The organism is Clostridium novyi NT (assembly GCF_000014125.1).
Classification (GTDB): Bacteria; Bacillota; Clostridia; order Clostridiales; family Clostridiaceae; genus Clostridium_H; species Clostridium_H novyi.
Genome location: NC_008593.1, coordinates 1631389 through 1647568, shown reverse-complemented (window position 1 = coordinate 1647568; position 16180 = coordinate 1631389). Strand labels below are relative to the sequence as shown.

11 protein-coding genes and 2 riboswitches are annotated in these 16180 nt (G+C 30.3%); all 11 genes read left to right on the top strand.

Features of this window, described 5'->3' with window-relative positions; all coding sequences use genetic code 11:
• The first annotated feature begins 25 nt into the window (after nt 1–25).
• The 11 genes from NT01CX_RS07650 (at nt 26) to NT01CX_RS07600 (ending at nt 16131) form a co-directional block, all read left to right on the top strand.
• The gene (locus NT01CX_RS07650; protein WP_011722493.1) at nt 26–544 is read left to right on the top strand and encodes a folate family ECF transporter S component; all 519 of its coding nucleotides are present in this window, start codon (nt 26–28) and stop codon (nt 542–544) included.
• A 244-nt stretch (nt 545–788) separates the two neighbouring features.
• Nucleotides 789–887, top strand: a riboswitch (glycine riboswitch).
• A gap of 74 nt (nt 888–961) precedes the next feature.
• Entirely contained in the window at nt 962–2350 is a 1389-nt protein-coding gene (locus NT01CX_RS07645; RefSeq protein ID WP_011722492.1) for an alanine/glycine:cation symporter family protein, read from the top strand.
• A gap of 229 nt (nt 2351–2579) precedes the next feature.
• Entirely contained in the window at nt 2580–3059 is a 480-nt protein-coding gene (gene purE, locus NT01CX_RS07640) for a 5-(carboxyamino)imidazole ribonucleotide mutase (RefSeq protein ID WP_011722491.1), read from the top strand.
• Nucleotide 3060: 1 nt separating this feature from the next.
• Nucleotides 3061–3768 carry a phosphoribosylaminoimidazolesuccinocarboxamide synthase gene (gene purC, locus NT01CX_RS07635; RefSeq protein ID WP_011722490.1) on the top strand — a complete coding sequence of 236 codons (708 nt, stop codon included), beginning with the start codon at nt 3061–3063 and terminating at the stop codon, nt 3766–3768.
• Between the two features lie 17 nt (nt 3769–3785).
• Entirely contained in the window at nt 3786–5162 is a 1377-nt protein-coding gene (purF, locus tag NT01CX_RS07630; protein WP_011722489.1) for an amidophosphoribosyltransferase, read from the top strand.
• A gap of 8 nt (nt 5163–5170) precedes the next feature.
• Nucleotides 5171–6166 carry a phosphoribosylformylglycinamidine cyclo-ligase gene (gene purM / locus NT01CX_RS07625; protein WP_011722488.1) on the top strand — a complete coding sequence of 332 codons (996 nt, stop codon included), beginning with the start codon at nt 5171–5173 and terminating at the stop codon, nt 6164–6166.
• Nucleotides 6154–6774 carry a phosphoribosylglycinamide formyltransferase gene (gene purN / locus NT01CX_RS07620; protein ID WP_011722487.1) on the top strand — a complete coding sequence of 207 codons (621 nt, stop codon included), beginning with the start codon at nt 6154–6156 and terminating at the stop codon, nt 6772–6774. Before purM ends, purN begins: the two co-directional genes overlap by 13 nt.
• A 26-nt stretch (nt 6775–6800) precedes the next feature.
• Complete coding sequence (purH, locus tag NT01CX_RS07615; RefSeq protein WP_011722486.1) at nt 6801–8303, top strand: bifunctional phosphoribosylaminoimidazolecarboxamide formyltransferase/IMP cyclohydrolase; 1503 nt, start codon at nt 6801–6803, stop codon at nt 8301–8303.
• Nucleotides 8304–8331: 28 nt separating this feature from the next.
• Entirely contained in the window at nt 8332–13326 is a 4995-nt protein-coding gene (locus NT01CX_RS07610; RefSeq protein WP_011722485.1) for a phosphoribosylformylglycinamidine synthase, read from the top strand.
• Nucleotides 13327–13472: 146 nt separating this feature from the next.
• A riboswitch (purine riboswitch) is annotated at nt 13473–13574 on the top strand.
• A 179-nt stretch (nt 13575–13753) separates the two neighbouring features.
• Nucleotides 13754–15181: an NCS2 family permease gene (locus NT01CX_RS07605; protein ID WP_011722484.1), complete on the top strand. Its 1428-nt coding sequence runs from the start codon at nt 13754–13756 to the stop codon at nt 15179–15181.
• A gap of 257 nt (nt 15182–15438) precedes the next feature.
• A complete protein-coding gene (locus NT01CX_RS07600; protein WP_011722483.1) occupies nt 15439–16131 on the top strand; it encodes a metallophosphoesterase family protein in 693 nt (230 codons plus the stop codon).
• Nucleotides 16132–16180: the final 49 nt, after the last annotated feature.

The window sequence follows — 16180 nt, the reverse complement described above, 5'->3', positions numbered from 1 at the left end:
TGTGAAAAAGAGAGGAGGAGAGAAAATGAAAAAGGTAAATGTTATGATTTATATGGCATTTATGATTACACTAGAGATTGTGTTTACTAGATTTTTATCTATACAAACACCTATAATAAGAATTGGATTTGGGTTTATTCCAGTTGCTATGTCAGGGATGATGTTTGGACCACTTCTTGCTGGAATTGTGGGAGCAACATCTGATGTATTAGGGATGATGATATTTCCTAAGGGAGCCTATTTTCCAGGGTTTACTCTAAGTGCTTTTGTAGGGGCAGTAATATATGGAGTGTTCTTTTACAATAAAAAAGTATCAGTAAAAAGAGTACTTTTAGCTGTAGGAATAATAACTGTTCTTGTAAACTTAACTATGAATACAATATGGCTTCAAATTTTAACTGGAAAAGCAGTAAAAGTTTTATTTGTTACAAGACTTGTAAAAGAAGCCATTATGTTTCCTATTCATGCAATTGTAATTTATGGTGCATGGAAGATGGTTGATAGACTTGAAATAATGAATAAAGTTGCAAAATTTAATAAATAATAATATGGTTTTTTATATAAAATTATATAATTTATATGATTAATTAAAAAACGAAATTGTGTGTGCAGGCTATATTTTTGTCATTATTTATAAAATTACCATTGTATTATTAAAAAAAGTTTAATATAATGAAACAGTAAAATAAAGAAGTGTTCGGATGAAGATAGCGGGAGAGAGATGGGATTCCATCCACCGAAGAGGTCAATCTTTCAGGTAACTATGTTTATAGGGGATGACCGTTATTGGACGAGCCTCTGGAGAGATCCATTAATGGACACCGAAGGAGAAAGATAGCTAAATTTTAGTTATTGAAACTCTCAGGTAAAAGGACAGAGGATAGGATTATTTTATTTATAGTACAAAAAAATAATTCGTATTCTCCTCCGTAAAATAAACAAATCATAGGAGGATGATAACATGTCATTATTATCACAAATTTTTAACAAAATTGATTCTTGGTTGTGGGGTCCACCACTGCTAATTTTATTAGTTGGTACAGGTATTTATTTAACAGTAAGACTTGGGATTTTACAAATCTTTAAATTACCATTGGCACTAAAATATGTTTTTGGAAAAGATGATGAACTTGAAGAAGAAGGCGATGTATCTAGTTTTGCAGCTTTGTGTACAGCTTTATCTGCAACTATAGGTACAGGTAATATAGTTGGAGTTACAACAGCTATAAAAGCTGGAGGACCAGGAGCTATATTCTGGATGTGGATAGCTGCATTTTTTGGTATGGCTACTAAATATGCAGAAGGATTACTTGCAGTAAAATATAGAACTGTAGATGAAAATGGTCAAATGGCTGGGGGACCAATGTATTACATAGAAAATGGTTTAGGAATTAAATGGCTTGCAAAAATATTTGCTGTATTTGGTATTGGGGTTGCGTTCTTTGGTATTGGAACATTTGCACAAGTAAAAGCCATATCACAAGTTGCCAAAGTAACTTTTAATATACCAATAATAATAACAGCAATAGTAATAACAGCACTAGTTGCGCTTGTAACTATTGGAGGAATTAAAAATATTGCATCTGTAGCTGAAAAAGTAGTTCCTTTTATGGCCGTATTCTATATAATAGGTGCTTTACTTATTTTAGTTTTTAATATAAATGCTTTACCAAGTGCCATAAAATTAATAATTAAAAGTGCATTTACTCCAACAGCAGCTTTAGGTGGATTTTTAGGAACAACTGTTATGAAAACTATTCAAAGTGGTATAGCAAGAGGAGTATTCTCTAATGAGTCTGGTTTAGGAAGTGCGCCAATTGCAGCAGCGGCAGCAAAAACTAAATCTTGTGTACGTCAAGGTTTAATATCAATGACTGGTACTTTCTTTGATACAATATTAATATGTACAATGACTGGTATAGTGCTTATAGTAACAGGTGCTTGGAGTTCAGACTTTGAAGGTGCAGCAATGACAACGCATGCTTTTAACATAGGAATTCCCGTTCCTTACTTAGGAAAAATAATAGTTGCTATAGGACTTATATTCTTTGCTTTTACAACTATACTTGGATGGAATTATTATGGAGAAAGATGTATGGTTTATTTAGCAGGAGTTAAGGCAATAAAACCATATAAAATAGTTTATATTGTATTAGTTGCTATGGGATCATTTATAGGACTAGATTTAATATGGATAATAGCAGACATAGTAAATGGATTAATGGCAATACCAAATCTTATTGCTTTAATAGGATTAAGTGGAGTAATAGTTGCCGAAACAAAAAAATTCTTTGATGAAAAACGTAAAAAGGAAATTTTTGAAGTACAAAAAGTAGATGAAGTATTATAAAAGTTAATAAAAATATAAAATAGAGGCATAGTTCGCATCATTACGAACTATGCCTTTTGAATTTCGTGTAAAATTTCGCTAAAAACGAATAATTGCATTAGAATATATGTAAATGTATTGACTTACAAAAGATGAAGTGGTAAAATTATGGTAAACAAATACGAACAATAATTACTAAAATAAAAAAATAGTTCATATAATTATTATATAATCAAAAGGGGGGCTATTCTTGAAAGTAGCAATTATTTTTGGTAGTAAATCAGATATAGCTAAAATGAAAGGTGCTGCACAAATATTAAAAGAGTTTGGAATAGAATATAATTCATACATTCTGTCAGCGCATAGAATTCCAGAAGAATTATCAAAGGTTGTAAAGAAATTAGAAAAAGAAGATTATGAATGTATAATTGCAGGGGCAGGGCTTGCAGCACATCTTCCAGGTGTCATTGCATCTCAAACTATACTACCAGTTATAGGGGTACCAATAGAGGCAGCAGTATCTGGTCTTGATTCACTTTTATCTATGGTGCAAATGCCAAAACCTATACCTGTTGCTACAGTTGGTTTAAATAATAGTTTCAATGCAGGTATGCTTGTTATAGAAATTTTAGCTTTAAAATATCCAGAATTAAGAGAAAAATTAAAAAACTATAGAAAGAATATGAAAGAAAAATTTATAAAAGAAAATTCTAAGGGGGTAGAACTTTAAAATGGAAAAGAAAATGTTATATGAAGGAAAGGCAAAAAAAGTTTATGAAGCTGAGGATAAGGATCATGTAATTATTTATTATAAAGATGATGCAACAGCATTTAATGGGGCTAAAAAATCTCAAATTGATCATAAAGGAATTTTAAATAACAATATAACATCTGCAATATTTGAGATGCTTCATGAAAAAGGAATAGAAACTCATTTTGAAAAAAAATTAAATGAAAGAGAACAACTTTGTAAAAAGGTAGAGATAGTACCTCTTGAAGTAATAGTTAGAAATGTTGCAGCAGGAAGTATGGCAAAAAGACTTGGAGTTTCAGAAGGAAAAGAGTTAAACACAACAATATTTGAAATTTGTTATAAAAATGATGAACTTGGAGATCCACTTATAAATGATTATCATGCAGTAGCTTTAGGACTTGCTACTTTTGACGAATTAAAAGAAATATATAACATTACATCAAATGTAAATAACATTTTAAAGGAATTTTTCTTAAAACAAAATATAAAGTTAATTGATTTTAAATTAGAATTTGGTCGATTTAATGGTAAAATTATCTTAGCAGATGAAATATCACCAGATACATGTAGATTCTGGGATGCGACTACTAATGAAAAATTAGATAAAGATAGATTTAGAAGAGATATGGGAAATGTTGAAGAAGCTTATATTGAAATATTAAATAGAATATCTAATGCTAAATAAAATTTACGGAGGGCCATATGAATAAAATCGAAATAGATAAGTTTAAAGATGAATGTGGAGTGTTTGGTATATATTCTAAATCAAAATTAAATGTAGCAAGTGTAACATATTATGGACTTTATGCACTTCAACATAGAGGTGAGGAAAGTGCGGGAATAGTAGTATCAGATGGAGAAAAACTTACTTGTATAAAAGATATGGGGTTAGTTAGTGATGTCTTTAATGAAGAAATAATAAATAACATGAAAGGCAAAATGGCCATTGGTCATGTTAGATATTCTACTTTTGGGGAAAGTACAATTTCAAATGCACAACCTCTCTTAAGTAGCTTTAAACTAGGATCAATTGCAATAGCTCATAATGGTACTTTAATTAATGCAGAAAAAATAAAACAGGAATTAGAAGAAAAAGGAGTTTTGTTTCAAACTTCAATAGATTCTGAAGTGATTTTAAATCTTATTGCAAGAAGCCTAAAAAGTGATATAGAAGAATCTATAAAAGACGCTATGAAAGAAGTTAAAGGTTCTTATGGAATTGTAATTTTAACAAAGGACAAACTTATAGGAGTTAGGGATCCAAATGGTATAAGACCATTATGTATAGGAAAAATGGAAGATGATTATGTAATTTGTTCTGAAAGTTGTGCCCTTAATTGTATAGGTGCAGAGTTTATTCGTGATGTAGAACCTGGAGAAATGGTAATAGTAGATGAAAATGGACTTAGATCTTTTAAATTTGAGGAAAATATAAAACACAAAACTTGTGCTTTTGAATATATATATTTCGCAAGACCTGACAGTAAAATGGATGGAATTGAGGTTTATAACTCAAGAGTGGCAGCAGGTGAACAATTATTTAAAGAAGCTCCAGCTGATGCTGATATTGTAATTGGTGTACCAGATTCAGGAATACCAGCAGCTGTTGGATATGCTAAAGCATCAGGTATTCCATATGGAATTGGACTTGTTAAAAATAAATATGTAGGAAGAACATTTATAGCACCATCTCAAGATTTAAGAGAAAGGGCAGTTTCAGTAAAATTAAGTCCTCTTAAAGTTAATGTAGAAGGAAAAAGAGTTGTATTAATTGATGATTCTATAGTAAGAGGAACAACAAGTAGAAGACTAGTTGAAGTTTTAAAAAGAGCAGGAGCTAAAGAAATTCACTTTAGATTGTCATCTCCAGTTGTTACAGATCCATGTTACTTTGGAATTGCAACTCCATATAAAAAGGATTTAATAGGAGCAAATATGTCTGTTGATGAAATATGCAAGGAAATAGGAGCAGATAGTCTTGGATATTTAAGTATAGAGGGACTTTTGAAAGTGCTTAAAGATGGAAAAGATGAATTTTGTTTAGGATGCTTTAATGGACAATATCCAGTAGAAAGGTAGGTACTAAAATGGCTACTTATAAAGATGCAGGAGTAAATATAGAGGAAGGTTACAAAGCTGTTTCACTTATGAAAAATTATGCAGCAAAAACATTTACTAAAGGAGTAATTAATGATTTAGGAAGTTTTGCAGGAATGTTTGAACTTTCAGGTTACAAAACTCCAGTTTTAGTTTCAGGAACAGATGGTGTTGGAACTAAACTTAAAATAGCATTTGATATGAAAAAATACGACACAGTAGGTATTGATTGTGTAGCTATGTGTGTTAATGATATATTATGCCACGGTGCAAAACCATTATTCTTTTTAGATTATATAGCTTGTGGAAAGTTAGAAGCTGAAAATGCAGCAGATCTTGTTCGTGGAGTAAGTGATGGTTGTATAGATGCGGGATGTTCTCTAATTGGAGGAGAAACAGCTGAGATGCCTGGCTTTTATAAAGAAGGGGAATATGATGTTGCAGGTTTTTGTGTTGGAGTAGTTGAAAAAGATGAAATAATAGATGGAAGCAAAATAGAAAATGGAGACGTTTTAATTGGTATAGAATCTACAGGAATTCATAGTAACGGATATTCCTTAGTTAGAAAGCTTATTAAAGATTTTAATGAAGATTTCAATGGAGAAAAAATAGGAAATGTACTATTAACTCCTACAAAGATATATGTAAAAACAGTTTTAGAATTAATAAAAAAATACAATATACATGGAATGGCTCATATAACTGGGGGCGGTTTTTATGAAAATATTCCAAGAATGTTTAAAGGTGATTTTACAGCCGTTATAAATAAGGGAAGTTTTAAAGTGCCAGAAATATTTAATCATATAATGTCACTTGGGGTAGAGGAAGAACATATGTATAACACATTTAATATGGGTATTGGATACGTTTTATGTGTTAAAGAGGAAGACGCAGAAAATATAATAAGGTATATAGAAAAGATGGGAAGCAAAGCTTACAAAATAGGGCATGTAGAAGCTGGAGGACATGGCGTATGCTTAAAATAGCAGTTTTAATATCAGGGGGCGGAAGTAATCTTCAATCAATAATAGATAATATTGAAAGTAAGAAGTTAAACTGTAGTATTGAATATGTTATTAGTGATAAAGAGGGAGCTTTTGGAATAGACAGGGCAAAGAAACACAATATAAAGACTTTTGTATTTGATAGAAAAATATATAAGGATACTTTATCTGAAAAGATACTAGAAGTATTAGATGGAAAAGTTGATTTAATAGTTCTTGCTGGATATCTTTCTATTATAAAAGGAGATATACTAAAAAAATTTAAAAATCAAATCATAAATATTCATCCTTCATTAATTCCATCCTTTTGCGGAAAAGGAATGTATGGAATAAAAGTACATGAAAAGGCTTTAGAATATGGGGTTAAAGTCACAGGATGTACTGTTCATTTTGTAGATGAAGGAACTGACACAGGAAGCATAATAATACAAAAAACTGTGAATGTAGAAGATGATGACACACCAGAAACACTTCAAAAAAGGGTGTTAGTAGAGGAACACAAGGCACTTCCAGAAGCTATAGGACTAATAGCTAATGGAAAAGTAAAAATTCATAATAGAAAAGTGATTATTAAAGCAGGTGTTAATTAAATTATCTAATCTAGGAGGAATTCAAAATGCTAAAAAGAGCGTTAATAAGTGTTTTTAATAAAGAAGGTATAGTTGATTTTGCAAAGTTTTTAGTAAACAAAGGGGTAGAGATAATATCAACTGGAGGTACATATAAACATCTTAAAGAAAATAATATTCCAGTTACAGAAGTTAATGAAGTTACTGGATTTGATGAGATATTAGATGGCAGAGTAAAGACCCTTCATCCAGCTATACATGGAGGTATACTTGCTATAAGAGATAACAAAGAACATATGAGTATTATTGAAAATAAAGGTATTAAGCCTATAGATATGGTTGTAGTTAATCTTTATCCTTTCTTTGAAAAAGTAAAAGAAGATTTAGAATTTCAAGAAAAAATAGAATTCATTGATATTGGTGGCCCTACTATGATTAGAGCTGCTGCCAAAAATTTTAAGGATGTTGTAGTTCTTACAGATACAAAAGATTATAGCGATGTAATGGATCAAATAGAGAAAAATAACGAAGTTAACTATGATACAAGAAAAAGACTTGCAGGAAAAGTATTCAATTTAATGGCATCTTATGATGCAGCAATTAGTAATTTCCTTTTAGAAGATACAGAATATCCAGAAAACCTAGCTTTATCATACACAAAATCAATGGATTTAAGATACGGTGAAAACTCACATCAAAGTGCCGCATGTTACACTGCAAATAATGGAAAAGGAATAATGAATAATATTGAAATTTTAAACGGAAAACAATTGTCTTATAATAATATTAAAGATATGGATATAGCTTGGAAGGTTGTATGGGAATTTGATGATATAGCTTGTTGTGGACTTAAACACAATACACCTTGTGGAGTTGCTCTTGGGGAAAATGTTCATGATGCATATTTAAAAGCTTATTCTTGTGATCCTGTTTCAATATTTGGCGGAATAGTGGCATTTAACAGAAAAGTTGATAAGAAAACTGCTGAGGAAATGGTGAAAATATTCCTAGAAATCGTCATCGCTCCTGATTTTGATTCAGATGCACTTGAAGTATTAAAAACTAAAAAGAATTTAAGAGTAATTAAATGCAACACAAAGCCAGAAGATAACTTTAACATAGCTAAAGTTGATGGTGCTATTTTAGTTCAAAGTGAAGATAAATTATTTGCAGAGAAAATGGAAGTAGTAACAGATAAAAAACCAACAGAAGAGGAATTAAAGGAATTAACTTTTGCCATGAAAGTTTGCAAATATACAAAATCTAATGCAATTGTAGTATCAAAAGGTTGTGTAGCAGTTGGAATTGGTGGAGGACAGGTTAATAGAATATGGGCAGCAGAGGAAGCCCTAGAAAGGGGAGAGGGAGCAACAGTTCTTGCCTCAGATGCATTTTTCCCATTTGATGATGTTGTAAAAACTGCTGCAAAACATGGAATCAAAGCTATAATTCAACCAGGTGGCTCTATAAGAGATAAAGATTCTATAAAAGCTTGTAATGAAAATGACATATCTATGGTATTTACAGGAATTAGACATTTTAAACACTAAATTTTAAAAAGAGCAGGGGGAGTTTGTGGTGAAAGTTTTAGTAATTGGTTCTGGTGGAAGAGAACATGCTATAGTTTGGAAAGTATCACAAAGTGCTTTAGTAGATAAAATATATTGTGCACCAGGAAATGGTGGAACGGCAAAGGAAGATAAATGTGAAAACATAAGTTTAGAGGGGATAGATTCCCTTTTAAATTTTGCAAAAAAGGAAAACATAGATCTTACTATAGTAGGTCCTGAAGCTCCTTTAGTAGAAGGGATAGTAGATAAGTTTAAAGAAAGTGATTTGAAAATTTTTGGACCAAGCAAAGAGGCTGCAAAGCTTGAAGGAAGTAAAAGTTTTTCAAAGGAGTTTATGAAGAAGTACGGAGTTAAAACAGCACAGTATGAAGTTTTTGAAGACATTAAAAGTGCCACTGAATATTTAGAAACTTGTAATTATCCAACAGTTATAAAGGCTGATGGACTTGCAGCAGGAAAAGGTGTTGTTATATGTAAAACTAGAGATGAAGCAAAAAAAGCCTTAGAAGATTTTATGCTTCATGATATTTTTAAAGGTGCTGGACTAAAGGTAGTAATTGAGGAATTTTTAGAAGGTGTAGAGGCATCTATTTTATCTGTTACAGATGGAGAAACTATAATTCCATTTATATCAAGTAAAGATCATAAGCAAATATTTGATGGTGATAAAGGACCAAATACAGGTGGTATGGGAGTTATAGTTCCTAATTTTTATTGTACAGATGAGGTTTTAAATGAATTTAATGAAGAAATTTTAAAGCCTACTTTAGAAGGAATAAAAAAAGAGAATATGGACTACACAGGTACTATATTCTTTGGAATTATGATAACTAAAAATGGAGTTTATCTATTAGAGTATAATGTACGAATGGGTGATCCAGAAACCCAAGGAGTTTTAACTTTAATGGAAAGCGACTATACAGAGCTAATGTTAAAGGCAATTGACAGGAAGCTTTGTGATTATGAAATTAAATGGAAAGATGGACATGTTTGCTGTGTTACAGCAGTTTCAAAGGGATATCCAGGAAGCTATGAAAAGGGATTTGAAATAAAAGGTTTAGAAAAGAGCGATTCTAAAGTATTTATAGCAGGTGCTAAAGAAGAAAATGGAAAACTTTTAACAAATGGCGGTAGAGTATTAAATGTAGTTGCTTTTGGAAAAACATTAAATGATGCTAAGAAAAAAGCGTATAAAGATATAGAAAAAATAGATTTTGAAGGTATGTATTATAGACATGATATAGGAAATAAAAAAGTTAAAAGAATATTTGTTGAAAAGAAACCTACATTTAATGTTGAGGCAGAGGGATTACTTAAAGAAATAAAAGAAAATTTAAATATAAAAAATATAGATAATTTAAGAATTTTAAATAGATACGATGTATCTGGAATATCAGATAAAGAGTATGATGAAGCTAAAAAAATTATATTTGCAGAACCTGTAGTTGATTTTGTATATGATGAAGATATGGAAGTAAAGAATGATGATAAAATATTTGCAGTGGAATATCTCCCAGGACAATATGATCAAAGGGCAGATTCAGCAGCACAATGTATACAAATATTAACTCAAAATGAGAAACCAATAGTAAAATGTGCAAAGGTTATTATAATTAATGGAAATGTAAGTGAAGATGAAATAAATAGAATAAAAGAATATTATATAAACAGCGTAGATTCAAGAGAAACATCACTAAAGAAACCTATTACTATTAATATGGAATGGGAAAAACCAAAAGACGTAGAAGTGTTACATGGATTTATAGACAAAAATGAAGAAGAACTTAAATGCTTTTGGAAAACACAAGGTCTTGCAATGAGTTTTGAAGACTTAAAGTTTTGCAGAGAATACTTTAAAAATACAGAAAAAAGAAATCCAACAATAACAGAAATAAAAGTAATAGATACTTATTGGTCAGATCATTGTAGACATACAACATTTGAAACAAAAATAGAAGATGTAAAATTTGAAGAGGGAGAATATATACTTCCAATTAAAAAGGCTTATGATAAATACTTAAATTCTAGAAAATATGTATACGAAAATAGAGAAAAAGATATTTCATTAATGGATCTTGCAGTAATTGGCATGAAGGAGCTTAGAAAAGAAGGACTTCTTGATGATCTTGAAGTTTCAGATGAAATCAATGCTTGTAGTATAGAGTGTGATGTTGATGTAGATGGAAAAGATGAAAAATATCTTATAATGTTTAAAAATGAGACACATAACCATCCAACAGAAATAGAGCCTTTTGGTGGTGCTGCAACTTGTCTTGGAGGTGCAATTCGTGATCCCCTTTCAGGAAGAAGTTATGTATATGGAGCTATGAGAATTACAGGAAGTGCAGATCCAAGAAAGAAAATAAGTGAAACGTTAAATGGAAAACTTCCACAAAGACAAATAACAATAAAAGCTGCCAATGGATATAGTTCTTACGGAAATCAAATTGGACTTGCAACAGGATATGTAAAAGAAGTATATGATGAAGACTTTGTAGCAAAGAGAATGGAAATTGGTGCTGTGCTTGGGGCAACGCCTAAAGAAAATGTTCGTAGAGAAAAACCAGTAGAAGGAGATTCTATAATACTTGTTGGAGGAAGAACAGGAAGAGACGGCTGTGGTGGTGCAACAGGTTCATCAAAAGAACATGATGAAAACTCTATTTTAACTTGTGGTGCAGAAGTACAAAAGGGAAATCCTCCTACAGAAAGAAAATTGCAAAGATTATTTAGAAATCCAAAGGCAAGTAAACTTATAAAAAAATGTAATGACTTTGGAGCAGGTGGAGTATCAGTTGCCATAGGAGAACTAAGTGATGGACTTTTAATAAATTTAGATTTGGTTTCTAAAAAATATGAAGGCTTAGATGGCACAGAACTTGCAATATCAGAGTCACAGGAAAGAATGGCAGTTTTAGTTAAAAATAAAGATGCAGAAAAATTTATAAAACTAGCACAAGAAGAAAACTTAGAAGCCATTGAAGTTGCAAAGGTTACTTCAAATAATAGACTTACAATGTCTTGGAGAGGAAAAAACATTGTAGACATAAGTAGAGATTTCTTAGATACAAATGGTGTTAAACAAAGAATAGATATAGTAGTTAAAAATCCTGATTCTCATGGATACTTTAAAGAGAAAAAATGCGAAAATATAAAAACAAAATGGATAGAAACTCTAAAAGATTTAAATGTTTGTAGCCAAAGGGGACTTATGGAGAAGTTTGATAGTTCCATAGGTGCAGGTACAGTATTTATGCCTTATGGTGGAAAGTATTATAAATCTCCAATAGAATCAATGTGCTTTAAAGTTCCAGTTTTAAATGGAGAAACAAAAACAGGAACAATTATGGCTTATGGATACAATCCTAAAATAGGAAAATGGAGTCCATTCCATGGAGCAATGTATGCTGTCATAGAATCTGTAACAAAGGTTGTAGCAGCAGGAGGAAATTATAAAAATATTAGACTAACATTCCAAGAATACTTTGAAAAGTTAGGACAGGATTCAGCTAAATGGGGAAAACCATTTGCAGCATTGCTTGGAGCATTTTTAGTTCAAAAGGAATTAAAAATACCTGCAATTGGCGGAAAAGATAGTATGTCAGGTACTTTTAAAGATATAAATGTACCTCCAACACTTGTTTCATTTGCAGTAGATACAGTAAATACAGATAAAGTTATATCACCTGAATTTAAGAAAAAAGGCTCTAGAGTTGTATTAATAAAAACACCAAAAGATAAGTATAATATACCTAACTTTGAAGAACTTAAAAAGAATTATGAAGTTGTTCATAAACTTATAAATGAAGGTATGGTTTATGCATCACATACAGTTACAAATGGAGGAATTATAGAAGCTGTATCTAAAATGACTTTTGGTAATAAAATTGGAATAAATTTTTCTCAAAATGTAAAATATGAAGAATTATTAAATGAAGATTATGGTTCTATAATTTTAGAAATAGATAACAAAGTTAAGCTTAAAGAGGAATTTAAAGATGTAAACTACACTTTAATTGGATTTACTCAAGGAGCATCTTTAATAAAAATTGGAGATGAAGAAATAGAGATAGATGAACTTATAAAGGTATGGGAAAACCCACTTGAAAAGGTATTTCCTACAAAAGTGGAAGCTATAGATAAAAAAATACCATTAAAATTATACGATAATAAAAGCATACTATCTCCATCAATAAAAATTCCAAAACCAAATGTATATATTCCAGTGTTCCCTGGAACAAACTGTGAGTATGATCTTAAAAAAGCTTTTGAAAGAGCAGGAGCTATGACAAATCTTAATGTATTTAGAAATTTAACTCCTAAAGATGTTGAAGAGTCTGTAGATGCTATGGTTGAAAATATAAATAAATCACAAATAGTAATGCTTCCAGGAGGATTTAGTGCAGGAGATGAACCAGATGGTTCAGGTAAATTTATACAAGCTGTATTTAGAAATCCTAAAGTTAAAGAAGCTGTTATGGAACTTCTAAACAAAAGAGATGGATTAATCCTTGGAATATGCAACGGTTTCCAAGTGCTTATAAAACTAGGACTTCTTCCATATGGAGAAATTAGAGATTTAGATGAGAACTCACCAACATTAACGTACAATAGTATAGGAAGACATATGTCGAAAATGGTAGAAACTAAAATAGTTTCAAATAAGTCACCGTGGTTTAACAATGTAAATCTAGGAGACATTCATAGCATTGCCGTATCACATGGAGAAGGAAGATTTGCTTGTAGTGATGAGGTTGCACGAAGATTAATGCAAAATGGTCAAATTGCTACACAATATGTGGACTTTAATGGAAATCCTACTTATGATATAGAATTTAATCCAAATGGTTCTGTTTATGCAGTTGAAGGAATAACAAGTCCTGATGGAAGAATACTTGGAAAAATGGGACACTCAGAGAGAATAGGCAATAATGTTTACAAAAATATTTTAGGAGAAAAGGACCAAAAATTATTTGAAGCTGGCGTTAGATACTTTAAATAAGAAAACATAAAATTAATATAGTATAAAAATAAGCAATGAGTCTTAGAAAATAGCAAATTTTTAAGGCTTATTGCTTATTTTATTTTTAAAATTTTTGTAAACTAAAGTTGACTTATGAAAAAAAAGGTGTTACTATAGTTAAAAATTAAATACGTTATTAAATAACTCATATAAATCCGATAATATGGTTCGGTTGTTTCTACGGGAATACCTTAAATATTCCTGCTATGAGTAAATCTATGTATAATTACTTTTGAAATTCTAGTAATGGATTTACTTATTCATTACTAGAATTTTTTTATTAATCTTATTAATTGATTTCTTTGCTTTTAATAAATATGATAAATTTTCAGTGAATTTATTATATTTTAATAGTTTAAGAGAAATCAATATTAAAATGACTTTAAAAATTTACGGGAGGAATTACATGGAGAACTCAAAGAAAAGAAAGGATAATTTGAAAGAAAGCTTTTTAGACAAATATTTCAAGTTATCCGAAAATGGTACAAGTGTTAGAACAGAAATTTTAGCAGGACTTACAGCATTTATAACAATGGCATATGCACTTTTAGTTATACCTAATATGCTAAAATTTTCTGGAATGAATTCATTAGGGGTTAAAGGCGATGCAGCAGCATCTCTTACGGTTTTAAATGACCCTGTTATAAGCTCTGCTTTTGCAGGAATGTGTATAGCATCCTGTATAGGAACTCTTATTATGGCATTGTATGCAAATCTTCCATTTGCATTAGCACCAGGAATGGGACTTACAGCATTCTTTACATATAGTGTTTGTTTAACACTAGGATATACTTGGCAACAAGCATTAACTGCTGTATTCATATCAGGAATTTTATTTATAATAATAACTGTAACATCCATAAGAGAAAAAATCGTTGAGGCATTACCTCAAAATTTAAAACTTGCAATAACAGGTGGTATAGGATTATTTGTATCTCTTATAGGATTAAAAAGTGGACATATTGTAGTTTCAGATCCAGGAACATTAGTTAAGTTTGGCGATTTAACTAGTAAAAGTACTGTACTCACTGTAATTGGCATAATAGTAATGGCAATTTTAATGGCTCGTAATGTAAGAGGTGGAATGTTAATTTCAATTATTTTAACAACAATAATAGGAATACCAATGGGAATTACAAAAATTTCAGGACTTAAATTTTTCTCAGTACCTAAATTCGGAGCTACATTTTTCGCATTTGACTTTAAAGGATTATTACATCACGGTGGTTCAGGATTTGTTGGAGCTTTAACAAGTATAGTAATGGTAATTTTAACATTTAGTTTAGTTGATTTATTTGATACTATTGGAACATTAGTTGGAACAGCTCACAAAGCTGATATGATTCAACCTGATGGAAAAGTTAAAAATATGAGAAAAGCATTATTATCAGATGCTGTAGCAACAACTATAAGTTCTATGATGGGAACTCCTACTATGGCAACAGTTGTAGAATCTACTGCTGGAATTGCTGAAGGGGGAAGAACAGGACTTACAAATGTAGTTGTAGGAATATTATTTGCATTATCACTATTCTTTGGTGGAATCGTAGGAATTGTTCCATCAGAAGCAACTGCACCTGCACTAATAATAGTTGGAATACTTATGGTTGGAGCTGTAAAAGAAATTGATTTTGAAGACTTTACAGAAGCTCTTCCAGCATTCTTCACAATGGCAATGATGCCTTTTACATACAGCATTGCTAATGGAATAGCAGCAGGAATTATATTCTACACAGTAATTAAATTAGGAACAGGAAAACAAAAACAAATACATCCTATAATGTATATACTATCCTTATTATTTATATTAAGATTTGTTTTGTTACCTCAATAGAAATTACTAAAACAGTTAATAAGTATATAAAAAACATAGCTCTATAAAATAGATAATTATTTATTTTATAGAGTATTTTTTATATTATTCTTGAAATTTCGTGGTTACGATTACATATACATATTTACTAAAAAATATGTATTTAAATTCATTGCTCCTTAAAATATAGGATTTTATATATCTATTTAACCATAATGTTTTGTGCTATAATATTTGATGAAAATATAGAGAAGTATAAAAATAAAAGGAGAATTTAAATGAAAATAGCGATTTTTTCAGATGTTCATGGAAATTTAGAAGCACTAAAAGCTGTGCTTTCTGATATAAAATCAAAAAATGTAGATAGAGTAGTATGTCTTGGAGATTTGGTTGGATATGGACCTTTTCCAAATGAAGTTATAGATATAATTAGAAATGAAAATATATTAAATATAATTGGAAACTATGATACAGCAGTTGTAAACAACGATATAAAGTATATACAAGACAATCTACTAAATAGAGAATTTGCCCTTCCTTGGTCAGTAAAAGAAGTAAGTGACGCAAACAAAAAATATTTAAAAAGATTACCACAAGATATAATTATAGTTGAACATGGAAAGGTTATAAAATTTGTTCATGGAAGTACAAGAACTGTAAATGAATATCTTTTAGAAGATTCAAAAGAAGCAAATGAAGTTATGATTCAATTAAAGGAAGATGTATTAGTTTGTGGTCATACTCATTTACCATATGTAAAAGAATATGAAAACAAAATAATAATTAATGATGGAAGTGTTGGAAAGTCAAAAATAGGAACTCCTAATATAACTTATATTATCTTAGATATTGAGGATGAAGTTAAAGCAGAAATAGTTGAAGTACCATACAATTATGAAAAAACAGTAAAGGCTATGGAAGAAAGAAAGTTTCCACAACAATTAATAGAAAATATAAAGTATGGAAAATAAGTTTTTAATATAGGCTTAAAACACATACATAAGAAATGAAAGGGAAATT